Genomic DNA, 24418 nt, shown 5'->3' with positions numbered 1-24418 from the left:
CGTGACCGACGCAACTCCCACCGGCCCGACGCCGGGTTCGCCGCTGAGCTCGGACCGCGACGACGCAGAAGATCTGAACGCGAGGTACGGACGCGGTGGTCGCTCACGCAAGCCGGTGCTGATCGGTGTGGCGGCCGTGATCGCCGCCGTCGGGCTGACCTGGCTGATCTGGGCGGCGTTCGTCCAGTCCACCCCGCCGGTGACCTCCCGCCTGCTCGGCTTCGAGATCACCTCGCCGACCTCGGCGAAGGCGACGATTCAGGTGGACCGCACCGAGTCGACGGAAGCCACCTGCCGCCTGCAAGCCAAGGCCGCGGACTTCTCCATCGTCGGCGAGCTCACGGTCACCGTCCCCGCCGACTCCCCCCGCAAGCAAACCCTCCCGGCCACCCTGACCACCCAGCGCGCAGCCACCTCGGTGGTCCTGATCGGCTGCACCACGCCCGGCAACCCCCGCCCCCACTGACCCGTCGAGCAAGAACCCGCTGCCAACCCGGCCAGGACCCGCGGCCAACCCGGCCAGGATCCGCGGCCAACCCGGCCAAGACTCGCGGCCGACCCGGGTAACTGGGGTCCTTGAACAGGCTATTTCGTGTTCAAGGCCCCCAATGCCCCGGGCATCACCCGGCTGGCGACCATCCTCGACCTCGCCCGCCTCGACCCGAGGCGCGGTGTCAGGCGGGGCCGTCGTACTTCTTGAGCGCCGCGACCAGCGCCGCCTCGGTGACCTTCAGGTGCTTGCGAATGACCTGCTCGCGAACGGCCGGATCGTCGGGCCCCTTGGCCAGATCGGCGTACAGCGCGTTCACGGTCGGCAGCCCGTACTTCCCCACCAGGTACTCGACGATCACCCAGCTGATCCCGTAGCTGTCCTCGTCGTACTCCCCGTGGAACACACCATCGATCGGCAGCAGCACGAGCTCCGGAATCGCCTCCTCCAGCAGCTTGTCGCGCCGCTCGGCGACCCACTGCCGGTACCCGCTCCGCTCCGCCAGCCGAAGCTCGACGTACTCGGCCCACCCCTCCACCAGCCAGGTCGGCGCCCGGCTTCCCAGCGTCGTCATCGCGGCGTGCGCGAACTCGTGGGCGAGCAGCAACCGGTCCGCCTTGAGGCGCTGGTCCGGGTGGATCACGACCCGGCTCCCGACGACCTTGAACTCGGTCGCCTCCGGATTCGCCGGCGCGTAGTTCGCGGTGGCGACCGCGGCCGCAGGGTGACCACCAGTCCGCCACCCCGGATCCATCGACTTGCCGTCGGCCATCGCGATGACCACGATCCCCGCCTGCGTGCGCCGCGTCGCCGTTCGCACTGCCGGGATCGCCGCCTGCGCCTCCTGCGCGAGCCGCCGGCCGTTGGCGCGTTCGCCGGCCGGAACGATGACGAGTACGCCGGGCTTGCGAGCCACCTCGATCGCGCCGAGATCCCACGGCTCGCGGTACGCGTTGAGGTCCGTCTCGGCCGCGAGGTCGTCATCGTCGACCAGCAGCCACCGCCCGCCACGTTCAGCGAACGTGTAGCCCAGCGGGGTGGCGCGCGGCGCGGGGTCGATGCCGGCGATCTGCGTCAGCATGAGCACGCGGACCGCCCGGGCGCTCGGCCCGTGCTGCGGCTGCACCTCGGGAGCCCAGTTGGCGTCCACCTGGAGACTCAGCTTGCTCAGGCCGAGTTTGCGGAGGTTGGCGAAGACCAGCTGGTCACGCTGACGCAGCTTCCGGTTCTTCGGGTCCACGGCCTGGAGGTACTGCGGGAGCCGTCCGGACAGCACCGCCGACGCCCGCGCCTTCAGGATCACGTCGATACCGGCCAGCATCCGTTCCTCGGCTGAGGGTTCGGACGTTGTCACGGTCGGCGCGCCTGCTGCCGCGCTGGCCTCGCCGCCGGCGTCCTGCTGGCCCACCACACCCCAGATCACCGCAGCCGCCACGACCGCAAGCACGACAACGCCCGCGATCCACAGCAGCGGCCCGCGCCCCCGCTTCCGGCTCACCGGCTCGACGCCGTCCCGCTCCACATCCATCGTTCATCCCCCACCTACCTGCCTGCCGGGTGCAGTCAGGCCGGCAAAGACTACGCCGTACCCACGGGAAACGCCCAGGTCAGACGTGCGGAGATCGCCGACGGCAATCGGTTGCCGCCGGAACTGTTCACGATGTGGGATAGACCAATTGGCAAGCGGTTTCCCAGCGTTTGAGGCGGCAAAGACCTGTGGGGTTCCACGCCGTAACTTGCTACGCTCAGTGGATTGGTCGCCGTCGACGACGGCGGCCAGAAGCATTTCTGCCCATCCCACCGACACAAGGAGCAGCCCGTGACGCAAAGGATCGAAGAGGACAGCGTTGTCTGGCTGACGCAGGACGGTTACGACCAGCTGAAGTCCGAGCTCGAGCACCTCAAGGGCCCGGCGCGTGCCGAGATCACCCAGCGCATCAGCGAGGCCAGGGACGAGGGCGACCTCAAGGAGAACGGCGGCTACCACGCCGCCAAGGACGAGCAGGGCAAGATCGAGGCGCGGATCCGGCAGCTGGAGGACATGCTGCGCCGGGCCCGGGTCGGCGAGACCCCGAAGGCCGGCGCGAAGATCGGGCCGGGGATGAAGGTCTCGATCAAGTTCGCCGGTGACGACGACGTCGAGACGTTCCTGCTCGGCTCCCGCGAACTGCTGGCCCTGGACGCGTCGGTCGACATCGACGTCTACTCGCCGCAGTCCCCGCTGGGATCCGCGATCCTGGGGAAGAAGAAGGGCGACAAGGCCACCTACGAGGCCCCGAACGGCAAGGACGTGACCGTCGAGATCGTCGCCGCCGAACCCTTCACCGGCTGACCCCACCACAGGCTCGAAGCGCCCCGGTGGAGACTCCACCGGGGCGCTTCTCGTTTCAGTGCTGGGTCGGCGCGAAGAGCTCCAGCTGGATGTTGTCCTGGTCCCGGAAGACGAGAACCGAGGCGTAGGGCTCGTCGGCGATCGGCGACTGGGTCAGGGGTTTGTCGGCGGTGTCCGCACGGACGACGCCGTGGGCCTCGAGGTGGTCCTGCCACAGCTCGAGGTCGGCACGGGTCGCGACGGCGAAGCCGGCGTGGTCGAGGCCGGTGACGGTCTCCTTGCACAAGGCGCCGTCATTGGTGTCGTGGTGGTGCAGCGCGATCATCAGCTGCCGGCTCTCGTCGGCCAGGATCCGGCCGACACCGCCCTCGTGCGGTACGTCGAGCACCGGCCGCACCCCGAACACGTCGCCGTACCACTGGACGCTGGAGTCCAGGTCGGTCACGGTCAGGGCGAGGTGATGCAGTCTGGGCTGGGTCACGCTGGTCATGGTTTCCCCCTTGTTTCACTGGCTTCCCCCGCGAGCGAACTGGGCGAGGAACATCCGGAGCACGTCCTCGGCGAGCCGGGTCCACCGGTCGCCGCCGGGGTCGTTGGCGACCTGCTGGTCGACCAGGCCGGTGGTGACGGCGGTCCAGATGTCGAGGTGGCGTTGATCGTGCGCGCCGTTGCGCGCGAGGAGCTCGCGGGTGACGTCGAGCGCCTTGACCGCCAACTCGTAGGACTCGGCCGACGGCGTGAAGCCGGGCACCGAGTGCTGGAAGAGCAGCTGGTAGCGCGGTACGTCGGTCACGCAGAAGGTGATGAACGCCCGCGTCTCGGTCAGCAGATCCTGTTGTGGATCGTCGGTCACCGGCAGCGAGGCCTTCAGCTCGACGAACTGTTGCGCCGCCTGCGCGAACATCGCGTCCAGGATGCCGTTCTTGGACTCGAAGTACGCGTACACCGTCGGCGTGGTGATCCCGGCCCGCCGGGCCAGCTCGCGCAACGACAGCGCGGCCAGCCCTTCGTCGCGGACCAGTTCCCAGGCGGCCGTCAGCACCGCGGCCCGGGCCTGTTCCCGCCGCGCCTCCCGCCAGTTCGCCGACGGTTTCTTTAACACAGTTCGGATTATTTGCACGCTGTATAAATCTTGTCAACGGCTCAGGGCGTGCAACGGCGGCCGGACCCGAAGGTCCGGCCGCCGTCGGGCCGATCAGTGACTGGTCGCGCTGCGGTATTTGCGGACCGCGAGCGGCGCGAAGATCCCGATGATCAGCGCGCACCAGATCAGCGACAGCCACACGGGGTGCCGTGCCGGGAAACCGTCCGGGCTGGCGAACGGGGACGGGTTGCCGAACAGGTGCCGGCAGGCGGCGACGATCGAGGAGATCGGGTTCCACTCCGCCACCGGTTGCAGGCCCTCGGGCAGGTTCGGCGTCGGGACGAAGGCGTTGGACAGGAAGGTCAGCGGGAACAGCCAGATCAGGCCCGCCGAGGCCGCCACCTCCGGCCCGCCGACCGACAGCCCGATCAGCGCGCCGACCCACAGCATCGCGAACGCGAACAGCAGCAGGATCCCGAATGCGGCCAGCGCCTGGCCGAACCCGTTGTGCCAGCGCCACCCGACGATGAACCCGCAGATCACCATCACGACCATCACGAACGCGTTGAACACCAGGTCCCCGACCACCCGGCCGGAGATCACCCCGGAGCGCGCCATCGGCAGCGACCGGAACCGGTCGATCAGCCCCTTCGACATGTCGTCGGCCAGGCCGACGCTCGCCGAGGCCACCGCGAAGGCCATCGTCTGGGCGAAGATCCCGGCCATCAGGAACTCCCGGTACGCCCGCGCGCCCGGGAACCCCGGGATCGGGATCGCGTTGCCGAACACGTACGCGAACAGCAGCACGAACATGATCGGCTGGATGGTCGCGTAGATCAGCATGTCCGGCGTCCGCGGGATCCGCTTCAGGCTCCGCCACGCCAGCACGCCGGCATCCGTCACCGCCCGGCCGACCGGATTCACCTTGGCCGGCCGCTCCACCGTAGTCACACCGTCTCCTTCTCTTCGGCCTCGTGCCCGGTCAGGGTGAGGAAGACGTCGTCCAGCGTCGGCCGCCGCAGCCCGATGTCGGCGATCCGGACGCCGGCCCCGTCGAGGGTGCGGATCACGTCGACCAGCGAGCTCGAGCCGCCCGGCGCCGGAATGGTGATCCGCCGGTTGTGCTTGTCCATCGAGGTCGAGTCCAGGTCGGTGATCTCGAGCGCGCCGGTGAGCAGCTCGAGCGCCCGGTAGGTCTCCTCCGGGTCGTGCACGACGACCTCGATCCGCTCACCGCCGACCTTCAGCTTGAGCTCGTCCGCGGTGCCGCGAGCGATCACCGAGCCGTGGTCGACCACGGCAATGCTGTCCGCGAGCTCGTCGGCTTCCTCGAGGTACTGCGTGGTGAGCAGGATCGTCACGCCTTCGCTGACCCGGTCCCGGATGATCTGCCACAGGTCGAGCCGCGACCGCGGGTCGAGACCCGTGGTCGGCTCGTCGAGGAACAGCACCTTGGGATGCGCGATCAGTGAGCCGGCCAGGTCGAGCCGGCGCCGCATGCCGCCGGAGTAGGTCTTCAGGATCCGGTCCGCGGCCTCGGTCAGGTCGAAGATCTCGAGCAGCTCCTCGGCGCGCTGCTTGGCCTGCTGGCTGCCCAGCCGGTACAGCCGGCCGAACATCCACAGATTCTCCCGGCCGGTGAGCAGCTCGTCGACGGCGGCGTACTGACCGGACAGGCCGACCAGTGAGCGGACCGTGTCGGCCTCCTTGACCACGTCGTGCCCGAGCACCCGGGCCGACCCCTCGTCCGGCGCCATCAGCGTGGTGAGGATCCGGACCGTGGTGGTCTTGCCCGCGCCGTTGGGCCCGAGCAGGCCGAGCACACTCCCTTCCGGCACGTCGAGGTCGATGCCGTCGAGTGCCTTCACCGTGTTCTTCCTGGACCTGAACGTCTTCACGAGGCCAGTCGCCTCGATTGCTGCCATGCCGCACGTCCCCCTTCTGGATGTGACGCAGGCCACCATACTTACCGAGGGTGCCGACAGTTTCGACACCTTTATCGCTCGGCAGAAACTTGAGTCGAAGAGACTCAACTTTGTTGATAGTTGAGTCGACACCGCTCAACTATGCCTTTACCGTCCGGATATGACGTCCAGCCGGAGCATCCTCAGACACCCCGACTTCCGCCGCCTCTGGATCGCCGACCTGCTCAGCCAGCTCGGCACCCGGCTGAGCATGATCGCGATCCCGCTGCTCGCCGTGATCACGCTGGACGCGACCACCTTCCAGGTCTCGCTGCTCCGCGCCTGCGAGACCGCAGCCTGGCTCGTGCTCGGTTTGTTCGCCGGCGCGTGGGTGGATCGGGTCCGCTGTCTGCCTGTGCTGGTGTTCGCGGACCTCGGCCGCGCGGTGCTCTTCGGCTCGATCCCAGTCGCCGCGCTGTTCGGCGTACTGACTCTCACTCAGCTGTACGTCGTACTCGTGCTGACCGGCGTCCTCACAGTGCTGTTCGACGTGGCGCACAGCTCCTACCCGCCGCGACTGCTGGAACCGGAGCAACTGCTGCCCGGCAACGCCAAGCTGGCCGCCAACCACTCCGTGGCCGCAGTGCTCGGCGCAGGCGCCGGCGGTGTGCTCGTCCAGTGGCTCAGCGCTGCAGTGACGATCGGAGTGGACGCCCTGAGCTTCCTGTGGTCAGCAATCTGGCTCCGCTCGATCCGTGCGCCGGAACAGCAGCCGGCCAAACCGGAGAAGCCGAACCTGCGCCGGGAGATCGCCGAGGGCATGCGCTACGTGTTCGGCCATCCCCTGCTGCGGCCGATCGCGCTGAACACCGCAACCACGATGCTGTTCCAGGCCGCCGCCGGCGCGGTGATGATCGTGTTCCTGGTCCGCGAGATCCACCTGCAGCCGAGCACGATCGGCGTACTGAGCATGATCGGCCTGGTCGGCGCCATCGTCGCGTCCGCGGTGACGGAGAAGCTCAGCAACCGGTACGGCGACGCCCGGACGCTGCTCGTGTCGTCGATCGGCATCGGCGTGGCCTTCACGGTGCAGGCGCTGACGGGCAAGGGCTGGCGCGTGAGCTGGTACGTCGTGGCCATGCTGCTCGCCGGCTTCTGCATCATCGTCAGCTACATCCTGCAGGTCAGCACGCGGCAACGCGTGTGCCCGCCCGAGCTCCAGGGACGCGTCAGCGCCACCATGAGCTTCGTCAGCTGGGGCGCCATGCCGCTCGGCAGCCTGCTCGGCGGCGCGCTAGGTACGGCGTTCGGACTCCGCGCCACCCTCTGGATCTCGGGCCTCGCAACCCTCGCCGGGACCGCGTTCCTGGTGTTCTCGCCGTTCCGGACCCTGCGCACGGTCCCCACGACAGAGCAACGCCAGGCAGACCCGCAGGATCTGCCTGGCGCTCGGAACGACTAGTCGGAGACGATCTGGGCCGTGCCGACCAGGACCTCGACGTCCAGGGCAGCCCGCCCGCGGCCGATCTCCACGTCCTTGGACTGGCCGGTGACGGCGCCCGCCCAGGCCACCCGGCCCAGCTGGGACTCGGTGTGCACGCGGACGTCGGACCCGCGGCGCAGGTTCACGTTCGCGGCGCCGGACTCGACCCGGACCCGGGACCGGCCCTTGGTGATCTGGGCGTCCAGGTGGGCCGAGCCCGCCTGGACCAGCAGGTCGATCGGCCCGTCGACGTCCGCGACCTTCGCCGTACCGGCGGTCACGCGGACCCGGGTCAGGCCGGGCAGGCGCTCGGCGTTGACACTGCCACCGGTGACCTCGACCTCGACCTGCAGCGAGGGGTTGACCCGGATCGACAGCTCCTTGGCCAGGCCGTTCACGTGCGACTTCAGGTCGGTCGGGTTGCGCAGCATGCTGAACCCGTCGATCGAGACGCCCATGTCGCCCTCGCTGCTGATCGCGAGCGTGTCACCGTCCCGCTTGATCACGTGCGGCCCGTCCACCGCGACCCCGTTGATGGCCGGCTCGCCGATCAGCCGCACCCGGCGGCCGATCGCCCGCACCGTCACCCGCCGCACCCCGGCCGGCATCGGCACGTTGCTGTGCTCCTCCTCGACGTCCTCGGCCTCGACCTCGACCGGCGCCTCGTCGACCACGCTCTCCTGCGCACCGTTCTGCTGCGCAGCAGGCTCGGCGACCGGCTCAGCAACTGGCTCGGCGAGCGGCTCGGCCGCGTGCCGGCCGGTCGGCGCGTCCTCAGGTATGACGGCATCCGGGGAGTCGACCGCCTCCGCCCACACCGATGGCGACGGCAGATCGTCCGCAGCCGGCCAGCCGGTCTTGTCCTTGGTGTCGTCGGCAACCGGCTCCGGCGCGACCGGTCCGCCGGCAGGTGCGCTGCTCGAGTCACCGGCCTCGGCAGCGGCCGGTCGTAGGGCGGCGATCAGCGTGGCGCCCTCCGCCGTGGACAGGTGGCCCTTGGCGACCCGGTCGAGGATGTCCTTGACCCGCCGGTCGTAGTCGCTCTCGTTGCTCATGCCTACAGTCCAGCACCCAGCCGGGTCGAAACCAATCGGGGATCGCCCCGAACCTGGCCCGCCGCACCCTGACCCAGCCACTCCCGGGCCCCGGAATTCTCTCACCCAATAGCGGGAAACCAACTGAATGTGTGAGCTTGACACGGCAACATCAGTATCATTCTTCGGGCAAAAACCGGAATTGCTTGTGGAGCCGCCCGAGCCCTCAATACATTCATTTGAAGCGAGGCATTGATTGGCCACCGTGCCCCGCCGGCTCCACATTCACCGGTCAACGGAGACCGGGCCCCCTCCCCATCACTCCTCCAAGGAGAGCAGCATGCCCAACCTCAGGACCCGCCTGATCACTGTCCCGCTGGCGAGCCTCACGCTGGCGATCGGCGGCGCCGCGCTGGCCGCGTCGACGGCGTCGGCGCACGAGAGCCCGACCCCGGTCGCGAACGTCGGCGACGCCGTCGACTACGCCACCACGCAGGTCCAGCTGCACCTGGACGACGAGATGCTGGGCCTCAACCCGGCGATCGACAACCCGGTCGGCTACACGGGTTCGCACGTCTTCCCGGTCGGCGTGAACATCGTGTCCTACACCCTCACCGGCCACGCGATCGCCGACGACGGCACCGGCCACGGGCACGACCACTGAGCCCGGTCCGGGCCTGACCCGGCGACGATCACCCGTGACCGCGGAGACCGATCCGCGGCCACGGGTGATCTGCTTCCCGGCCGAAATCCTCACAACACCAATTTATCCTTGTGAGGTTTCGGAGACATTTCTCGGGCCTCGGAAATTGTTACGAGCCAATGAGCATCGCATTCTTTTCCGATATTCCTGACAGGAGGATCCGGATGTCAGTGCCCACGACGTCCTGGCTCCGCTCGCTGCGGCGGAGCAGTGCACCGATCCTGGCCGTCCTCACGATCACCGCCGGCCTGACCGTCGTACCGGCCGGAGCGGCGAACGCGCACAGCAAGTTGCTCGCCAGCACACCGGCCAACGGCGCCCGGCTCAGCACCAGCCCGTCGACCCTGAGCTTCACCTTCGACCAGACCCTGCAGCCGGTGCAGGGCTGGGACGCCGTGCTGGTCACCGGTCCGGACGGGTTCCGCCACCCGGCCCAGTCGGTGCGGGTGGACGGCGACACGGTCCACGCCAGCTGCGACCGGCTCGGCAAGAGCGGAACCTACACGGTCAGCTACCGGGTCATCTCCGGCGACGGCCACCCGATCGCCGGGCACATCACCGTCACCCTCGACCGCGCCGACACCGGCGCGCCGATGCTCGCTGCCGCGACCCTGCCCAGCGGTGGCGTCCCGGCCTGGGTCTGGATCCTCGAGTTGGCCACTGCGCTGTTCCTGCTGCACGGGTTCGTCCGCTGGCGTTCCGACCAGAGCCGGCCGGCAGTCCTGCACGCCCGTCTCGACTCAACAGCCCAGGACTAACCATGATCCCAGCCGCCCCGCGGCGCTCGGCCGCAACCGTCTCTGCCATCACCGCACTCAGCGTGGCCGCTCTGGTGTGGGCCATCGTCGTCACCCGGCCCGCGCCGGAGCCGGCCCTGATCAGCACCAGCCCCGGCATCCTCTACACCACTCCCCTGGCCCGGTTCATCACCACTGGCTCCGCGATCCTCGCCGTCGGCGCCACCCTCCTCCTGCTGCTGCTCGGGTCAGCAGGACGCAAGGAGTACGGCGTCGCGAGTGAGCGGGCCCGGATCATCGGGATTGCGGCCGGCATTGCCTGGGTCACTGCCACCACGACGACGTGGTGGCTCCAGGCGGCGGCGATCTCGGAGTCCGGCTCGCGGATGCCGTTCGCCGGCATGGCGTCGTACGCCGTCGACGTCACCTCAGGAACCGCTCTGGCGCTGACTGTGCTCACAGCAGCCGGCTACGCGTTGGCCATGCTGAAGCGAGGGCCCGCTGTGGCTCTCGGACTGGCGCTCGTCGGCCTCATCGCCGTACCGGTCACTGGTCATGCGTCGCAGGGTGAGGCGCCCTGGCTCACGACGCCGGCCATCGGACTGCACCTGTGTGCGATGAGCCTGTGGGTCGGTGGACTCGCACTGGTCACGATGCTGGTCTCCAAGAACCGCTCTGCGCTGGCGCTCGTCCTGCCGCGGTTCTCGACCGTTGCCGGCGGCGCGATCGCCACGGTCGCACTGACCGGCGTACTGCTCGCCGGACCGCGGCTGACCAAGGACGTCACGCCGCACCCGTCCGTCCTGCTGCACGCACTCTTCGAGACTCCGGCCGGCTGGCTGGTGCTCGGCAAGGTCGCAGGCCTGATGGTGCTGGCTGCCACCGGCGGCTTCATCAGACAGATCCTCCTCCCCGCCGTACGCCGCAAGGAGACCGTCGCACTCGCCGCACTGGCCACTGTCGAGCTCACTGTGATGGCAGTGACCATCGCCATCGCCACTGTGCTCGCCAGACCGCTCTAGACACAGCAGTGCGGGCCACATCCGTGACCCGCACTGCTCCATATCGACAACAGCCCGCACGGGCTGGTTGTTGTCACGCGGCCGGGGTCATCTCCTCCTCGGCCAGTTCCTTCTGTACGGCGGCCAGCTCAGCCGTCTCCGCAGCCTCAGCCTCCCGCCGAGCCCGCAGCCCGCGCAGACCTGTCAGCGCGATCAGCAGACCGAGCGCCGAGATACCCGTCACCACGGCCAGGCCCGGCTTGTACGCCGACAACATCCCGGCCGGTGTGGTCACGCCGACCGACTGGCTGCTGATCACCGCGGTCACGATCGCGAGCACCACGGCGCCGCCGACCTGGTTGGAGGTGTTGAACAGCCCGGAGGCCAGTCCCTGCTCGTGGTCCGGGACACCGGACACGGCCTGGATGTTCAGCGCCGGGAAGCCGATCGCGAACCCGAGACCGAGCAGCATGATGGTCGGGAACACCGTCGAGAAGTACGCCGCCTCCGGGCCGATCCGCAGCGACAGCGCGTACCCGGCGACGAACAGCGCCATCGCGGTGATGATCATCGTCTCGGTCCCGAACCGGTCCGCCAGCTTGCCGGCGTTCGGCGACAGCGTGGCCACCAGCAGGCCGGCCGGCAGGAAGGCCAGCGCGGTCTCGAACGAGGACCAGCCGAGCAGGTTCTGCAGGTACAGCGTGCCGATCAGCTGGAAGGCGACGTACGAGCCGAACACGGTCAGGATGGCCAGGTTCGCCCGCCGCAGCGAGGCGTTGCGCAGGATGCCGAGCCGGACCAGCGGGTGCTTGGACCGCAGCTCGATCGCGACGAACCCGGCCAGCAGTACGACGGCCAGCGCGAACATCCCGATGGTCTGCACCGAGACCCAGCCGGCGTGCTCGGCGCCGACGACCGCGTAGACCAGCGACAGCATGCCGGCCGTGACGGTGATCGCGCCGGGGATGTCGTACCCGCCGGCGGCGTTGTCGCGCGGGCTGTTCGGGATCAGCTTGATCGCGAACAGCAGCACGATCAGGGCGACCGGGCCGGGCATCAGGAAGGTCCAGCGCCAGCCGACCTCGGTCAGCGCGCCGCCGAGGATGAGGCCCATCGAGAAGCCGCTGGCGGCGCAGGTGGTGAAGATGCTCAGGGCACGGTTGCGGTCCGGGCCCTCGTGGAAGGTCGTGGTGATGATGGACAGGGCGGCCGGCGCGGTGAACGCGGCGGCGACACCCTTCACGAACCGCGCGGCGATGAGCAGTTCGGGGCTGGTGGCCAGTGAGCTCAGCATCGAGACCACGGCGAAGACGCCCAGCGCGATCAGGAACACCCGGCGGCGGCCGAGCAGATCGGCGGCGCGGCCGCCGAGCAGCAGCAGGCCGCCGTACCCGAGCACGTAGCCGGTGACCACCCACTGCAGGGAGGAGAGCGGGACGCCCAGGTCGGCGCCGATGGACGGCAGGGACATACCGACCATGGACACGTCCAGGCCGTCGAGGAAGATCACGCCGCAGACCACCAGGAGAGCGCCCCAGAGGCGCGCGTCCCAAGTCATCCGGGCCGGTGATGTGGGGTGCGTTGTCTGTGTCACGGGGGAAGACTATTCCATGCACATGCATCTAATGTCTAGGCATTAAATGCGTTTGCATAGATTGCGCACGCATGATAACGTCGCCTCCATGACCGCCACGAAGGTCAGCGCAGGTCCTGGTGAGACCCGCGCCGATGTCAGCGCTGATGTCAGGGAGTGGCGCGAGCTGCTGGCCCGCCACGCCGACCTGACCTGTGCCCTCGACCGGGCGCTGCAGACCGACCACTCGCTGGGCATGAGTGAGTACGAGGTGCTCGAGCGGCTCGCCGAGCTGCCGGAGCACTCGGCCAAGGTGGCCACGATCGCCAAGTCAGTGCACCTGAGCCAGAGCGCGCTGTCCCGCGTGATCGGCCGGCTGGAGACGGCCGGCCTGGTCGAGCGGCACATGTGCCCCGAGGACCGCCGGGCCGTCAACGTCCGGCTCACCGACCAGGGCCTGCTTCGTCAGACCGAGGCGCAGCCGACCCAGCGCCGGGTGCTCGCCGAGCGCCTGCACGCCCCGCTGGCCAAGAGCTGCCAGCCGCTCTGATCACTCCCGGACGGCGCCTTCCAGCATGCCCGCGATGAAGTGGCGCTGCAGGAACGCGTAGACGAGCACGACCGGCGTGCCGACGATCACCGCACCCGCGGCCAGCAAGGTGAAACCGGACGTGTACTGCCCGGAGAAGAACGCCAGACCGAGCGGCGCCGTACGCAACGACTCACTCGTGACCATCACCAGCGGGATCAGGAACTCGTTCCACGTCCACATGAACACCAGCACGATCAGCGTCACCAGCGCGGGCCGGGCCGGCGGCACCAGCACCTGCCACAGCGTCCGCCAGTGACCCGCGCCGTCCAGCCGCGCGGCCTCCACCATCGACCGGGACGCGGACCGGAAGTACGCCCGCATCCAGAAGGTGCCGAAGGCAACGGATTGGGCGACCTGCGGGAGCGCGACGGACCAGAAGGTGTCGGTCAGGCCGAGCGTGCGCAGGTCGAAGTACAGCGGTACGACGATCGCCTCGGTCGGCATCATGATCCCGAGCAGGAACAGGTAGAACAGCACGCCCGCCCCGCGGAACCGCATCGTGCCGAACGCGTATCCGCTCAGGATCGACAGCAGCACGCCGGCCACCACGACGGTCACCGACACCGCGACGCTCATCCGCAGGTAGGTGCCGAAGTGCCCGATCTCCCACGCCTGGCCGAAGTTCGCGAACCCGCTCGACCCGCTGCCGGCGTCGTCCGGGCCGAGCGCGGCCACCAGGATCGTCACGATCGGGCCGAGCGCGAACAACCCGAAGACGGTCAGCAGCGCGTAGTTCCCGATCCGCTCGGCCGCCGAGGCCCTCACGCCGTACTCCGATCTGCCAGCCGGTTGACGCCGAGTGTGATCACGAAGATCAGGATGGTCAGGCACACCCCGATCGCCGCCGCCGAGCCGACCTGGCCGAGCTCGAAGGCCCGGTGGTAGACCTCGTACGACGGGACGCTGGTCGACGTCCCGGGACCGCCGCTCGTGGTGATGTAGACCAGGTCGAAGGTCCGCAGCGCGGCGATCACCGTCAACGTCGCCGCGACCGCGATCTCACCGCGAACCGCGGGCAGCACGACCGCGAAGAACTCCGACACCGGACCGGCGCCGTCCAGCCGCGCGGCCTCGTACCGCTCCCGCGGAATCCGCGACATCCCGGCCAGCAGCAACACCGTCACCAGCCCGGTCTCGAACCACGTCCCGATCACGCCGACCGCCGGCAGGGCGAACGTGTAGTCCCCCAGCCAGCCCCGCGCGACACTGTCCAGCCCGACGGCCCGCAGTACGTCGTTCAGCGGGCCGTCAGGAGCGTAGATGTGCCGCCAGGCGACGGCCACCACGACCATCGCGACCACCTGCGGCAGGAACACGATGGTCCGGAAGAACCCGAGCCCGCGCACCCTGGCCCGCTGCAGCACCGACGCCAGCGCCAGCCCGATCAGCACCGGAAGCACCGCGTAGAAGACGATCAGCACCAGCGCGTGCCCGAACGCGGCCCGCAGCCCGGCGTCCCGGACCACGTCCGCGTAGTTGCTCAGGCCAACGAACTTCCCGAGCGTGATCCCGTCCCACTCGAAGAGCGACAGGTGCACCGAACGGGCCAACGGGTAGAGCAGGAACGCGCCGTACACGAGCAGCGCCGGCAGGATGTAGAGGTACCCGATCCGGCGCGGCTCCCCGGGCGGTGAGCTCACTTGCCGGCGAACTTGCTGTAGTCGGTCTCCAGCGTGGTCAGGAACTGCTGCGGGGTCGCCTTCTTCGCCAGCAGGTCCTGCAGGGCGGCGCCGATGGTGTCGTACATGGTCGGCGTCGCGTAGTCCAGGTACGGAACCATTGCCTCCTTGCTGACCGCCGTACCGAAGCTGCTGAAGATGTCGCTCGCGAGCCCGGCCGGCGCCTGCTGGGCCGAGGTGTCGGCGATCGGCAGGTTTCCGGTGCTGGTCAGGATCTTCATCGCGTCCGGGCTGGTGATGAAGTTGATGTACGCCGCTGCGGCGTCCGCGTTCTTCGCCTTGTTGGTGATCGCGAACGGCAGGCCGGTGCCGCCGGTCACCACCGGCTTGGCGTCGGCCGACTCACCCGGCGGCAGCATGAAGCCGACCTTGTCGCCGAGCGCCTTCTGCAGGTCGGCCTGCAGCCAGGTGCCGGCGATCAGGAACACCCCGTTGCCCTTGCCGAAGTCCTGCCAGGCCGGGTCGTACCCCTGCCCGTTGAAGCCCTGGTTGAAGTAGCCCTTGTCCACCCACGACACCAGGCCCTCGGCGGCCTTGGTGTTCTCCGGGGTGTTCCAGGACGCTCCCGGGCGGCCGAACGCGAGCGTGGTGATCTGGTCGGCCGGCACGAAGTGGTCCTGCACGGTGCCGAACACGTGGATGGCCGGCCACTTGTCCAGGTTGCCGAACTGCATCGGCACCTCGCCGGCCGCCTTCGCCTTGGCCAGCGCGTCCTCGAACTCGGCCCACGTCTTCGGCGGCTGGACGCCGAGCTTGGTCAGCTTCTCCTTGTTGTAGTAGAGCCCGACCACCTCGCCGACCTGCGGCAGCCCGTACAGGTTGCCCTCGCCGAACGTCTTGCCGTCGGCTGAGTAGCGCGAGTACTGCAGCACCGAGTCCGGGTACCGGCTGCCCCAGTTGTAGGCCTTCGCCCACTCGTCCAGCGGCACGAGCTGACCGGCCTTGACGAACTCGCCCATGTCCGAGCGGCCGTTGTTCGCCTGGACGACGTCCGGCGCGTTGTTGCCGGTCAGCGCCAGCCGCAACGTCGTCTTCAGGTCGTCGAACGAGCGCGAGACCCGGGTGACCTTGATGTTCGGGTACTTCGCCTGGAACTGCTTGACCAGCTCGGCCATCTGGGCCGCCTGACCGCCGCGGACCTCCTGGTCCCAGACAGTCAGCTGGACCTCGCCGAGCGCGGCGGCGTCCGTCTTCACCGTGCTCGGCGCGCTGGTGCTGCCGCTCGGGCTGTCGGATCCCGGCGTACAGGCGGTAGCCGTGAGCAACAAAGCCGCGGAGGCGGCGATGATCGTCTTCAACACCTCGAACTCCTCAGTTCAGCGTGTACGTGTACCCGTTGCCGGTCAGACTGGCCAATACCCGTTCGCGGTGCTCCTCACCCCGCAACTCGAGCTGCAGCGCGACCTCGACCTCGTCCAGGTTCAGCGTCTCGGAGATGCGCTCGTGCAGCACCTCGATGAGGTTCGCGTCCAGGGCCGCGAGCTGGGTCAGCAGCGTCGCCAGCCCGCCTGGGGCGTCCGGGATCCGCACGCGCAACGACAGGTACCGGCTTGCTGCCGCCATGCCGTGCCGGATCACCCGCATCAGCAGCAGCGGGTCGATGTTGCCACCGGACAGGACCACCACGACCGGCGGCTTGAACCGCGCCGGCTCGTCCAGTACGGCGGCGACTGCGGCAGCGCCCGCCGGTTCGACCACGAGCTTCGCGCGCTCGAGCACGAGCAGGAGCGCCTTCGACAACGAATCCTCGCCGACGGTGCGCATCTCCCCGACGTACCGCTGCACAGCCTCGAACGGAACCTTGCCCGGCAGCCCGACCGCGATCCCGTCCGCCATCGTGGACATGTCGGCCAGCTGGATCGGCTCACCGGCCGCGAGCGAGGCCGGGTACGCCGCGGCACCGGCTGCCTGAACTCCGACCACCTCGATCGGCATGCCGTCGCGTTGCATCGCCGCCGCGATCCCGGCGACCAGCCCGCCACCTCCGGTCGGTACGACGACCGTCCGGACCTGCGGGCACTGCTCGACGATCTCGAGCCCGGTCGTCGCCTGGCCGGCCACGATGTCGGGGTGGTCGAACGGGTGGATCAGGATCGCGCCGGTCTCGGCCTCGAACAACCGAGCCGCCTCCAGGCAGTCGTCGATCGACGTGCCGACGAAACGGACCTCGGCGCCGTACGCGCGAGTCGCCTTCTCCTTCGGGATCGGTGCGCCGTGCGGCATGAACACCGTCGACCTGATCCCGAGCAGCTGCGCCGCCAGCGCCACGCCCTGGGCATGGTTGCCCGCGCTGGCCGCGACCACCCCGCGCGCCCGCTCCGACTTCGACAGCCGGGCCATCCGGACGTACGCGCCGCGCAACTTGAACGACCCGGTCCGCTGCAGGTTCTCGCACTTGAGGAACACGTCTCCGCCGACCAGCTCACTCAACCAGCGCGAGTACTCCAGCGGCATCGGCGCCACCACGTCATGCAACAGATCCGCCGCCCGAGCAATGTCCCTGGCATCGATCACGCCTTCACCCTACGGCTGCAACCGCTTACACGCCGATCATTTGTGCAGGACCGCGAGGTGGTTGCGCATGACTCGGCGGACGGGTGGGTCGAGGTGGCGGTCCCAGGTGGGGTGGCGTTCACCGCGGAGGCGCGCGTAGTAGGCGAGGGCCTCGGACAGTGCCTGCTCGCGAAGGTAGCCGCGGGCCAGCGGCTGCTTGCCGCGGCCGTTCGGCTTCGGACGACGTTCGTACGCCGCGTTGGCCGTGAAGATCCCGAGTCCGTAGAACACGGTGAGCAGGTCGGTCAGCGGCTCGTGGTCGGGCCGGTGGAGGAACGAGATCCGGCCGCCGCCGAGCAGCAGCTCGTGACCGGCCTCGTGCGCGAAGATCGCGACCAGGGCGACCGGGTCGGCGGCCAGCCCGGGGGCCAGCTGGATCTCGTTGCGCTCGGCACCGCGGATCCACCGGCCGGACTGCTCCTTCACCACTCCTCGGCCGCCGCGACCCCGCCGTCGTACCGGGCCGGGATCAGCTCGGACGGCACCACGATCGGCCGGAGCAGGACCTCACGCCCGAATTCACTGACCAGCCAGTCCATCGTGCGTCAACGACTACTTGAGCAGCAGCTTGCCGAGGCGGCGGGAGGCGACGTACATGCCCAGGGTGCCCATGGCCGCCAGGTAGAGGGCGTTGAGGAGCAGGGACCAGCCGACGGCACCGGTGGTGAAGGCTCGCTCGAGCACCACGCCCTGGTAGAGCGGGGTGATCTCGACCAGCCAGCGGATCGCCGCCGGGTAGGTCTCGACCGGGTAGAAGGTGGCCGAGAACAGGAACATCGGGATGATCGCCAGCTGGACGAACTCGAAGTCCTGCCAGCTGCGCATGAACGTGGTCAGCGCCATCCCGGCGCCGGCGAACGCGAACCCGATCAGCACCGAGGCCGGCAGCGCGAGCAGCGCCCACCACGACGACACCAGGCCCATCCCGAGCATCACGAGGATGAACATCGCCGAGTAGCAGGCCCCGCGCAGCAGCGCCCAGGTCACCTCACCGGTCGCGATGTCCCACGGCCGCAGCGGGGTCGCCAGCATCGAGTCGTAGAGCTTGGCGTACTTCATCCGGAAGAAGATGTTGTACGTCGAGTCGAAGACCGCGCCGTTCATCGCCGAGCTGGCCAGCATCGCCGGCGCGACGAAGGCGGCGTACCCGATCGTCGTGCCGTCGGACAGGGTGAAGTCGCCGACCAGCTGGGCGACGCCGACGCCGATCGACAGCAGGTAGAACACCGGCTCGAAGAAGCCGGACAGGAAGACGACCCAGGACCGCCGGTACATCACGAAGTTGCGCTCCACGATGTGCCGGCCGCCGCCGAGCCGCAGCGGGATCGGGACCACCCGGGTGGTCAGCGTCGCCATCAGCCCACCAGCTTCCTGGTGAAGCCGCGGACGGCGAGCCACGTGCCGATGACGAACCAGGCCAGCAGGTACCCGACGTTGAGCAGCGCCATCCACGGATCGACCGTGCCCAGGCTGAGGTCACGCGACAACTCGACCCCGTGCCACAACGGGCTGACGTAGGCGAGCCACTCGATCCAGTCGGGCAGCTGCGACACCGGGAAGAACGCACCCGAGAACAGGAACGCCGGAACCACGCCGAACCGGAAGATCATCGCGAAGCCCGCGTCGTTGTCCAGCTTGGTCGCGTACGCCGCCACCGGGGCGGCGGCCGCCATCCCGACCAGCACCGCGACCGGCAGACCGAGCAGGCCCAGCGGCGACTCCAGCCCGCCGAACGCGGCGATCACCACCAGGAACACCAGGCAGGTGCTGGTCACCCGGAACGCGATGAACGTGAGCTGCCCGTAGACGACGTCCGCCGGCCGCAGCGGCGTCGCGATCATCGAGTGATAGAACTTCTGCCACTTCAACCCGCTCATCACCGGGTACGTCGCCTCGCCGACGGCGATCTGCAGTCCGGTCGAGGCGAGCAGCCCGGGCGCGATGTACTGCAGGTAGCTGACCCCGCCCAGCGCGCCGGTCCCGTTGCTGTCCACGAAGGACCCGAGCCCGATGCCCATCGCGGCCAGGTAGAGCAGCGGCAGCAGGAAGCTGCTGACCAGCGTGCCCTTCCAGGTGCGTTTGTAGACGGTCAGCCAGTAGTCGAACTGGCGTCGCCCGTTCTCCAGTGCGAGCGCCATCAGTCCACCAGCGTCCGGCCGGTCAGCCGCAGGAACACGTCCTCCAGCGTGGAGCGCCGTACCAGAACCGCCGCGGGCTCCAGGCCACGCTCGTGCACGGCGGCGACCGCGCGCTCACCGTCGTCGGTGTAGAGCAGCAGGCGGTCCGGCAGCACCTCGATGCGCTGGGCCAGGTCGTCGACCTTCTCCGCGAGCGCATCGTGGTCCGACTGCATCACCTCTGGACCGAAGCGCAGCTCGGTCACCTCGCGGGTCGAGTAGTCACGGATCAGCTGGGCCGGCGAACCTTCGGCCGCGATCAGGCCGCCGTCCATCACCACCAGCCGGTCGCACAGCTGCTCGGCCTCGTCCATGTAGTGCGTGGTGACGATCAGCGTCACCCCGGCCTGCTTCAGCCGGAACAGCTTGTCCCACAACAGGTGCCGGGCCTGCGGGTCCAGGCCGGTCGTCGGCTCGTCGAGCAGCAGCAGGTCGGGCTTGCTGACCAGCGACCGGGCGATGGTCAGCCGCCGCTTCATGCCGCCGGAGAGCTCGTCGACCTTGACCTTCGCCTTGTCGGTCAGCGCGACGAACTCGAGCAGCTCGTCGGCCCGCAGCCGGCACTCGGCCCGGCTGAGGCCGAAGTACCGCCCGTAGATGACCAGGTTCTCCCGGACGGTCAGCTCGGTGTCGAGAGTGTCGTCCTGCGGGCAGACGCCCAGCCGCGCCCGGATCGACGGTCCCTCGGTCGCCGGGTCCATGCCGAGGATCCGCAACGTGCCGCCGCTGGCCGGCGAGACCGCGCCGATCATCCGCATCGTCGACGACTTGCCCGCGCCGTTCGGCCCGAGAAAGCCGAACGCCTCCCCGCGCCACACGTCCAGGTCGATCCCGCGCACCGCCTCGAAGTCGCCGTACGACTTCCGCAGCTCGCGGACATGGACCAGGGACTCCCGCTGCTCGCTCACGACCTCGACCCTAGACCCGCCTCCCGACAGTTTCTTGTTGTTTTGGGCGCAATCAGCCGCGACCGACGTACCGCATCCCCGCCGCCATCACGGTGAGCGTCGGTACGGCGACCGACGTCGGCAGCTGCGCGATCCGGACCACGAAGTCCGCGACGACCTTCGGGTCGAACGTCGGCTCGGGCGCGACCGACCCGTCCGCCTGCAGCACGCCCTGCCCCATCCGCTCGGTCATCGGGGTCGCGGCGTTGCCGATGTCGATCTGGCAGGCGGTGATCCCGTGCGCGCGGCCTTCCAGCTCCAGGCCCTTGGTCAGGCCGGTGATCGCGTGCTTGCTGGCGGTGTAGGCGATCCCGTGCGGCCGCGGCACGTGCGCCGAGATCGACCCGTTGTTGATGATCCGCCCTCCCTTCGGGTCCTGCCGCAGCATCAGCGCGAACGCCGCCTGCGCACACAGGAACGACCCGGTCAGGTTGGTGTCCACCACCCGCCGCCAGTCCTCCTCGCTGACGTCCTGCACCGGCGCCGCCGGTGCACCAGTCCCCGCGTTGTTCACCAGTACGTCGAGCCGCTCGAGCCCACCGAAGAACCCGCGCACAGCAGCCCCGTCGGCAACATCCAGCACCACAGGCGCCACCTGTCCGCCCTCTGCCGCATCGGCGGTTTCACGGAGTTTGTCCTCGGTCCGGCCGGTCACCCAGACGTGGAAGCCGGCTGCCGCCAGCGCGAGCGCCATCTCCCGGCCGAGCCCTGAACCGCCACCGGTCACCACCGCCACCTGCGTCACAAAAGCCACCTCTCCGCCGTCGAGTACATGTCCGCAGATTCTCCTCCACTGCGATCAGTGACCGGCCGGTGACGGAGAGCAAATGAGTGGCGACTCAGTCAGGGACCTGGAAACTCATTTGCATGCATCACGCAAGCATGTATATGCTTGCAGCATGCAAGTAAATGACGCGTACTCCCCGCAGACCCCGATCGAGGGTGTGCTGCACGCGTTCACCCGGGTCGGCCGGCGGTTGAAGAGCAAGCAGCCCGGCGACACGCTCGACCAGAGCGCCCACGTGGTTCTGTTCGTGCTGCGCTGCAGCGGCGCCCTGCGGCTGTCCGACCTGGCCGCCCGGATGGAGATCGACGCCTCGACCACGAGCCGGCACGTCCGGTCGCTGGAGCAGCTCGGGCTGGTCCGCCGCTCCCCCGACCCGGATGACGGCCGCGCGTTCCGGGTCGAGCTGACCGAGCAGGGCATCGAGCAGTGGGAGGCCGGCGCGCGCCGCCGGATACAGCTGCTCAGCGCGGCCATGGAGGGCTGGTCCGAGGAGGACGTGCTGACGTTCGAGCGGCTGATGACCCGGTTCGCCGACGGTGTCGCGAGCCTGACCGACACCGGGGCCGACAACCGCGCCTGGGCCGACAAGGGCTGGGCCGCCGTCGCGCCACGCCTGCGGGCCGAGCGCCGTACCGAAGATTTCGCGCCCGGTGGCCCGAACACCGAAAGCACGGGCGCCGCCCGCGAGCACACCGAGAAGAACCTGGAGAGCACCAGATGAGCACCACCGAGCCCGCCACCGCCGGCGGCGCCGCGCCTGACAACGTTCCGGATGGACCGCAGTACCTGTCCCACAAGCAGATCCTGGTCGTCCTCGGCGGCCTGATGGCGGGCATGTTCCTGGCCGCGCTCGACCAGAGCATCGTCGGCACCGCGCTGCCGCAGATCGTCAGCGAGTTCAACAGCCTGGACAAGCTGTCCTGGGTGGTCACGGCGTACCTGCTGACCTCGACCGCCTCCACCCCGCTGTGGGGCAAGATCTCCGACCTGTACGGCCGCCGCCCGCTGTTCATCGCGGCGATCGTCACCTTCCTGGCCGGCTCGGTGCTGTCCGCGCTGGCGCAGAACATCGAGATGCTGATCGGCTTCCGGGCCGTCCAGGGTCTCGGCGCCGGCGGCCTGATGTCGCTGGCCTTCGCCACCATCGGTGACGTGATCCCGCCGCGCGAGCGCGGTAAGTACATGGGGTACTTCGGCGCCGTGTTCGGCCTGTCCTCGGTGGCCGGCCCGCTGCTCGGCGGCCTGCTCACCGACGGCCCGGGCTGGCGCTGGATCTTCTGGATCAACCTGCCGATCGGCCTGGTTGCCCTGGGCATCGTCGCCGCCGTGCTGAAGCTGCCGCACGTGAAGCGGTCGCACAAGATCGACTACCTCGGCGCCGCCGTGATCACCGGCGCGGTGACCACGCTGCTGCTGGCGATCTCGTGGAGCGGTCCGGCCTACGGCTGGGGCGACACCATCACGATCGCGCTGCTGGCCGCTGCCGTCGTCCTGGCCGTCGCGTTCGTCTTCGTCGAGCTGAAGGTGTCCGAGCCGATCATCCCGATGGACCTGTTCAAGGGCCGGATCTTCTCCGGGTACGCCGGGTACGCGTTCCTGCTCGGGTTCGCGATGTTCGGCGCGCTGATCTTCCTGCCGCTGTACCTGCAGGCGGTCAAGGACATGTCGCCGACCCGGTCCGGCCTGGCGCTGCTGCCGATGATCGTCGGCATCTTCTCCGCCTCGATCCCGAGCGGCCAGCTGATGAGCAAGAACGGCCGGTACAAGGCGTTCCCGATCATCTCCGCGGTGCTGGTCGGCGGCGCGATGGTGCTGCTGTCCACGCTGAGCATGACCACGCCGTACTGGCAGCTGGCGATCTACATGTTCGTGATGGGCGCCGGCCTGGGCCTGTCGATGCAGATCACCGTCACCGCCGCGCAGAACAGCGTGCCCCGGCAGCACATGGGCAGCGCGACCTCGACCATGACGTTCTTCCGCTCGATGGGTGGCGCGATCGGCACGGCGGTGTACGGCGCGGTCCTCACCAGCCGGCTGAAGGAGCACCTGACCGACATCGTCCCGCACGCGACGCAGTCGATGGTCGACGGACTCGCCAAGGCGGCGAACAGCGTCGACGCGCTGCACGCCCTGCAGCAGCCGATGAAGGGCTGGGCCCTGCGGGGTCTGGTCCAGGCGATGGACGACGTCTTCCTGGTCTCCCTGCCGTTCCTGGCGATCGCGCTGATCATCGCGGTCATCACCCCGGAGCAGCGGCTGGCCGGCCGCTCCGACGGCGCCAAGCCGGACGAGTCCGTGGAGAGTTCCACAGCCGCCGCGATGCACTGACGGCGGCCATATGAATGAAGTGCCCCACCGGGAAACCGGTGGGGCACTTCGCGTTCGTGACCAGCAGGTTCTGCGGTGTGAGACAAAGGCCTCTCGTGACCCCGCCGGCCCCTAGGTTGCCCTGGCAGAGTGCCGCGTAGACAGGAACAGTCTGGGGATGAAAACACTCGACCGGCCGTTGGACGACGACGACCGCGCGATGGCCGATCTGGCCGAGGTCCGCGACTGGCGGCGGGTCGCCGGTCCGCACCTGGGTGCGACCGGCGAGGTCGCGGTGCGGAAGCTGATCCGCCGGGTCAAGTCCGCCACCGGCTGGAAGCCGTGGCCGATCGACCGGAAGACCGTCGTCGACGACCTGCTCGACGGCTGGGGCTTCCTCACCAAGCGCAACACCGAGATGGCCGTGTACGACGACCAGATCCTGCCGCACAGCCCGTTCAGCGGCTGGATCGCGTTCGAGATCGGCCGGGCCGACATGGCCGCGGCGGAGGCCGGCCTGGACCAGAACTGGCCGGCCAAGTTCGACCTGGCGCGCCGGCACTGGGGCGAACCGACGTACCTGGGAACCGACAGTGGGTCGGATTTCGTCGATGAGTGGGCACCCGGTGCAGGTCTCGACCGCCGCCACCTCGCGGTCTGGACCCCGCCGGGCGCCGAGATCCACCTGTACAGCAACAAACCGAGGAAGGATCCCTTGTCCGTGTCGGTCGGGATCCACTATGCGGTCTACCTCAACGAGGAGGGGACATGACGACAGCAGCACCCGAGGTCACGGCCCGGAGGAACTACCGGACCGCCATGCGTGACCAGCAGGCGTTCAGCGAGACCGGCCCAGGGACCGGAGCGAACAGCTCCGTGTCCCCCGAGGCCTTGACCCGGATCGCCCACGGCGCCGCCGCGGTCGCTGCTCCGGCTGCCCGGCCTTCGACCGCCGTGTCGGGCGACCTGGCGGCCACCTTCCGGGTGACGCCGCTGCGACCGTGGGCACCGGTGCGGGACCAGCGGCTGATCCGC

27 protein-coding genes are annotated in these 24418 nt (G+C 69.1%); 11 read left to right on the top strand and 16 right to left on the bottom strand.

Annotation, left to right across the window (positions count from 1 at the left end; translation table 11 throughout):
• The first annotated feature begins 1 nt into the window (after position 1).
• On the top strand, positions 2-466 hold the full coding sequence (locus tag ACWCOV_RS14675) for a DUF4307 domain-containing protein (protein ID WP_449829740.1): 465 nt from the start codon (positions 2-4) through the stop codon (positions 464-466).
• Between the two features lie 208 nt (positions 467-674).
• Here the strand turns inward: ACWCOV_RS14675 and ACWCOV_RS14670 are convergent, their stop codons facing one another.
• Entirely contained in the window at positions 675-2018 is a 1344-nt protein-coding gene (locus ACWCOV_RS14670) for a hypothetical protein (RefSeq protein ID WP_449829739.1), read from the bottom strand.
• A 291-nt stretch (positions 2019-2309) separates the two neighbouring features.
• Here ACWCOV_RS14670 and greA point away from each other — a divergent pair, with 291 nt between their 5' ends.
• Positions 2310-2822, top strand: coding sequence for a transcription elongation factor GreA (gene greA / locus ACWCOV_RS14665; protein ID WP_132324853.1), 513 nt, complete (start codon positions 2310-2312; stop codon positions 2820-2822).
• A 55-nt stretch (positions 2823-2877) separates the two neighbouring features.
• Here greA and ACWCOV_RS14660 read toward each other — a convergent pair whose 3' ends face one another.
• The 4 genes from ACWCOV_RS14660 to ACWCOV_RS14645 all read right to left on the bottom strand — a co-directional run bounded on the left by ACWCOV_RS14660 (position 2878) and on the right by ACWCOV_RS14645 (position 5831).
• A complete protein-coding gene (locus ACWCOV_RS14660; RefSeq protein WP_449829738.1) occupies positions 2878-3312 on the bottom strand; it encodes a VOC family protein in 435 nt (144 codons plus the stop codon).
• A gap of 15 nt (positions 3313-3327) precedes the next feature.
• Positions 3328-3924, bottom strand: coding sequence for a TetR/AcrR family transcriptional regulator (locus tag ACWCOV_RS14655; RefSeq protein ID WP_449829737.1), 597 nt, complete (start codon positions 3922-3924; stop codon positions 3328-3330).
• Positions 3925-4017: 93 nt separating this feature from the next.
• Positions 4018-4857: an ABC transporter permease gene (locus ACWCOV_RS14650; RefSeq protein ID WP_449829736.1), complete on the bottom strand. Its 840-nt coding sequence runs from the start codon at positions 4855-4857 to the stop codon at positions 4018-4020.
• The gene (locus tag ACWCOV_RS14645) at positions 4854-5831 is read right to left on the bottom strand and encodes an ATP-binding cassette domain-containing protein (protein WP_449829735.1); all 978 of its coding nucleotides are present in this window, start codon (positions 5829-5831) and stop codon (positions 4854-4856) included. Before ACWCOV_RS14645 ends, ACWCOV_RS14650 begins: the two co-directional genes overlap by 4 nt.
• 160 nt (positions 5832-5991) lie before the next feature.
• Between ACWCOV_RS14645 and ACWCOV_RS14640 the strand changes: the two genes are divergently transcribed.
• Positions 5992-7272 (top strand): MFS transporter, encoded by a 1281-nt coding sequence (locus ACWCOV_RS14640; RefSeq protein ID WP_449829734.1) that lies wholly within the window; start codon positions 5992-5994, stop codon positions 7270-7272.
• Here the strand turns inward: ACWCOV_RS14640 and ACWCOV_RS14635 are convergent.
• Complete coding sequence (locus ACWCOV_RS14635; RefSeq protein WP_449829733.1) at positions 7269-8348, bottom strand: hypothetical protein; 1080 nt, start codon at positions 8346-8348, stop codon at positions 7269-7271. The two genes, ACWCOV_RS14640 and ACWCOV_RS14635, sit on opposite strands and share 4 nt — an antisense overlap.
• 319 nt (positions 8349-8667) lie before the next feature.
• On the opposite strand from ACWCOV_RS14635, the gene ACWCOV_RS14630 reads away from it, so the two are divergent.
• The 3 genes from ACWCOV_RS14630 to ACWCOV_RS14620 all read left to right on the top strand — a co-directional run bounded on the left by ACWCOV_RS14630 (position 8668) and on the right by ACWCOV_RS14620 (position 10789).
• Positions 8668-8991, top strand: a complete 324-nt coding sequence (locus ACWCOV_RS14630; RefSeq protein WP_449829732.1) for a hypothetical protein — start codon at positions 8668-8670, stop codon at positions 8989-8991.
• Between the two features lie 203 nt (positions 8992-9194).
• Positions 9195-9788, top strand: coding sequence for a copper resistance CopC family protein (locus tag ACWCOV_RS14625; RefSeq protein WP_449829731.1), 594 nt, complete (start codon positions 9195-9197; stop codon positions 9786-9788).
• A 2-nt stretch (positions 9789-9790) separates the two neighbouring features.
• The gene (locus tag ACWCOV_RS14620) at positions 9791-10789 is read left to right on the top strand and encodes a copper resistance D family protein (RefSeq protein ID WP_449829730.1); all 999 of its coding nucleotides are present in this window, start codon (positions 9791-9793) and stop codon (positions 10787-10789) included.
• A 73-nt stretch (positions 10790-10862) separates the two neighbouring features.
• Here the strand turns inward: ACWCOV_RS14620 and ACWCOV_RS14615 are convergent, their stop codons facing one another.
• On the bottom strand, positions 10863-12362 hold the full coding sequence (locus tag ACWCOV_RS14615) for an MFS transporter (protein WP_449829729.1): 1500 nt from the start codon (positions 12360-12362) through the stop codon (positions 10863-10865).
• Between the two features lie 88 nt (positions 12363-12450).
• On the opposite strand from ACWCOV_RS14615, the gene ACWCOV_RS14610 reads away from it, so the two are divergent.
• Positions 12451-12891 (top strand): MarR family winged helix-turn-helix transcriptional regulator, encoded by a 441-nt coding sequence (locus ACWCOV_RS14610; protein ID WP_449829728.1) that lies wholly within the window; start codon positions 12451-12453, stop codon positions 12889-12891.
• Here the strand turns inward: ACWCOV_RS14610 and ACWCOV_RS14605 are convergent, their stop codons facing one another.
• From ACWCOV_RS14605 to ACWCOV_RS14565, 9 genes are all read right to left on the bottom strand, one after another.
• Positions 12892-13698 carry a carbohydrate ABC transporter permease gene (locus ACWCOV_RS14605; RefSeq protein ID WP_449829727.1) on the bottom strand — a complete coding sequence of 269 codons (807 nt, stop codon included), beginning with the start codon at positions 13696-13698 and terminating at the stop codon, positions 12892-12894.
• Complete coding sequence (locus ACWCOV_RS14600) at positions 13695-14573, bottom strand: carbohydrate ABC transporter permease (RefSeq protein WP_449829726.1); 879 nt, start codon at positions 14571-14573, stop codon at positions 13695-13697. Before ACWCOV_RS14600 ends, ACWCOV_RS14605 begins: the two co-directional genes overlap by 4 nt.
• Positions 14570-15913, bottom strand: a complete 1344-nt coding sequence (locus ACWCOV_RS14595) for an extracellular solute-binding protein (protein ID WP_449829725.1) — start codon at positions 15911-15913, stop codon at positions 14570-14572. The genes ACWCOV_RS14600 and ACWCOV_RS14595 overlap by 4 nt, the downstream gene beginning before the upstream one ends.
• A gap of 10 nt (positions 15914-15923) precedes the next feature.
• Complete coding sequence (gene ilvA, locus ACWCOV_RS14590) at positions 15924-17066, bottom strand: threonine ammonia-lyase (RefSeq protein WP_449829860.1); 1143 nt, start codon at positions 17064-17066, stop codon at positions 15924-15926.
• A 96-nt stretch (positions 17067-17162) separates the two neighbouring features.
• Entirely contained in the window at positions 17163-17591 is a 429-nt protein-coding gene (locus ACWCOV_RS14585) for a hypothetical protein (protein ID WP_449829724.1), read from the bottom strand.
• Positions 17592-17717: 126 nt separating this feature from the next.
• Complete coding sequence (locus ACWCOV_RS14580; protein ID WP_449829723.1) at positions 17718-18521, bottom strand: ABC transporter permease; 804 nt, start codon at positions 18519-18521, stop codon at positions 17718-17720.
• Positions 18521-19303 (bottom strand): ABC transporter permease, encoded by a 783-nt coding sequence (locus ACWCOV_RS14575; protein ID WP_449829722.1) that lies wholly within the window; start codon positions 19301-19303, stop codon positions 18521-18523. The genes ACWCOV_RS14580 and ACWCOV_RS14575 overlap by 1 nt, the downstream gene beginning before the upstream one ends.
• Positions 19303-20250 carry an ABC transporter ATP-binding protein gene (locus ACWCOV_RS14570; RefSeq protein ID WP_449829721.1) on the bottom strand — a complete coding sequence of 316 codons (948 nt, stop codon included), beginning with the start codon at positions 20248-20250 and terminating at the stop codon, positions 19303-19305. The genes ACWCOV_RS14575 and ACWCOV_RS14570 overlap by 1 nt, the downstream gene beginning before the upstream one ends.
• Before the next feature lie 52 nt (positions 20251-20302).
• Positions 20303-21034, bottom strand: coding sequence for an SDR family oxidoreductase (locus ACWCOV_RS14565; protein WP_449829720.1), 732 nt, complete (start codon positions 21032-21034; stop codon positions 20303-20305).
• A gap of 154 nt (positions 21035-21188) precedes the next feature.
• On the opposite strand from ACWCOV_RS14565, the gene ACWCOV_RS14560 reads away from it, so the two are divergent.
• The 4 genes from ACWCOV_RS14560 to ACWCOV_RS14545 all read left to right on the top strand — a co-directional run.
• Positions 21189-21797, top strand: coding sequence for a MarR family winged helix-turn-helix transcriptional regulator (locus ACWCOV_RS14560; protein ID WP_449829719.1), 609 nt, complete (start codon positions 21189-21191; stop codon positions 21795-21797).
• Entirely contained in the window at positions 21794-23404 is a 1611-nt protein-coding gene (locus ACWCOV_RS14555) for an MDR family MFS transporter (RefSeq protein WP_449829718.1), read from the top strand. Before ACWCOV_RS14560 ends, ACWCOV_RS14555 begins: the two co-directional genes overlap by 4 nt.
• A 157-nt stretch (positions 23405-23561) precedes the next feature.
• Entirely contained in the window at positions 23562-24155 is a 594-nt protein-coding gene (locus ACWCOV_RS14550; protein WP_449829717.1) for a hypothetical protein, read from the top strand.
• A partial coding sequence (locus ACWCOV_RS14545; protein ID WP_449829716.1) for a hypothetical protein occupies positions 24152-24418 on the top strand: 267 nt, incomplete at its 3' end. The genes ACWCOV_RS14550 and ACWCOV_RS14545, both read left to right, overlap by 4 nt.

This window comes from Kribbella sp. NPDC002412 (assembly GCF_053592935.1).
Note: the sequence above shows the minus strand (reverse complement) of the source record. Positions and strands in the feature narration are given on the sequence as shown.

What these genes read in the sequence shown, in the direction of transcription:
- ACWCOV_RS14555 (WP_449829718.1), top strand. Translation starts at nt 21,794, where the DNA reads ATGAGCACCACCGAGCCCGCCACCGCCGGCGGCGCCGCGCCTGACAAC.
- ACWCOV_RS14580 (WP_449829723.1), bottom strand. Translation starts at nt 18,521, where the DNA reads ATGGCGACGCTGACCACCCGGGTGGTCCCGATCCCGCTGCGGCTCGGC.
- ACWCOV_RS14660 (WP_449829738.1), bottom strand. Translation starts at nt 3,312, where the DNA reads ATGACCAGCGTGACCCAGCCCAGACTGCATCACCTCGCCCTGACCGTG.
- ACWCOV_RS14630 (WP_449829732.1), top strand. Translation starts at nt 8,668, where the DNA reads ATGCCCAACCTCAGGACCCGCCTGATCACTGTCCCGCTGGCGAGCCTC.
- ACWCOV_RS14560 (WP_449829719.1), top strand. Translation starts at nt 21,189, where the DNA reads ATGCAAGTAAATGACGCGTACTCCCCGCAGACCCCGATCGAGGGTGTG.
- ACWCOV_RS14550 (WP_449829717.1), top strand. Translation starts at nt 23,562, where the DNA reads ATGAAAACACTCGACCGGCCGTTGGACGACGACGACCGCGCGATGGCC.
- ACWCOV_RS14620 (WP_449829730.1), top strand. Translation starts at nt 9,791, where the DNA reads ATGATCCCAGCCGCCCCGCGGCGCTCGGCCGCAACCGTCTCTGCCATC.
- ilvA (WP_449829860.1), bottom strand. Translation starts at nt 17,066, where the DNA reads ATGCCGCTGGAGTACTCGCGCTGGTTGAGTGAGCTGGTCGGCGGAGAC.
- ACWCOV_RS14670 (WP_449829739.1), bottom strand. Translation starts at nt 2,018, where the DNA reads ATGGATGTGGAGCGGGACGGCGTCGAGCCGGTGAGCCGGAAGCGGGGG.
- ACWCOV_RS14610 (WP_449829728.1), top strand. Translation starts at nt 12,451, where the DNA reads ATGACCGCCACGAAGGTCAGCGCAGGTCCTGGTGAGACCCGCGCCGAT.
- ACWCOV_RS14635 (WP_449829733.1), bottom strand. Translation starts at nt 8,348, where the DNA reads ATGAGCAACGAGAGCGACTACGACCGGCGGGTCAAGGACATCCTCGAC.
- ACWCOV_RS14640 (WP_449829734.1), top strand. Translation starts at nt 5,992, where the DNA reads ATGACGTCCAGCCGGAGCATCCTCAGACACCCCGACTTCCGCCGCCTC.
- ACWCOV_RS14625 (WP_449829731.1), top strand. Translation starts at nt 9,195, where the DNA reads ATGTCAGTGCCCACGACGTCCTGGCTCCGCTCGCTGCGGCGGAGCAGT.
- ACWCOV_RS14645 (WP_449829735.1), bottom strand. Translation starts at nt 5,831, where the DNA reads ATGGCAGCAATCGAGGCGACTGGCCTCGTGAAGACGTTCAGGTCCAGG.
- ACWCOV_RS14575 (WP_449829722.1), bottom strand. Translation starts at nt 19,303, where the DNA reads ATGGCGCTCGCACTGGAGAACGGGCGACGCCAGTTCGACTACTGGCTG.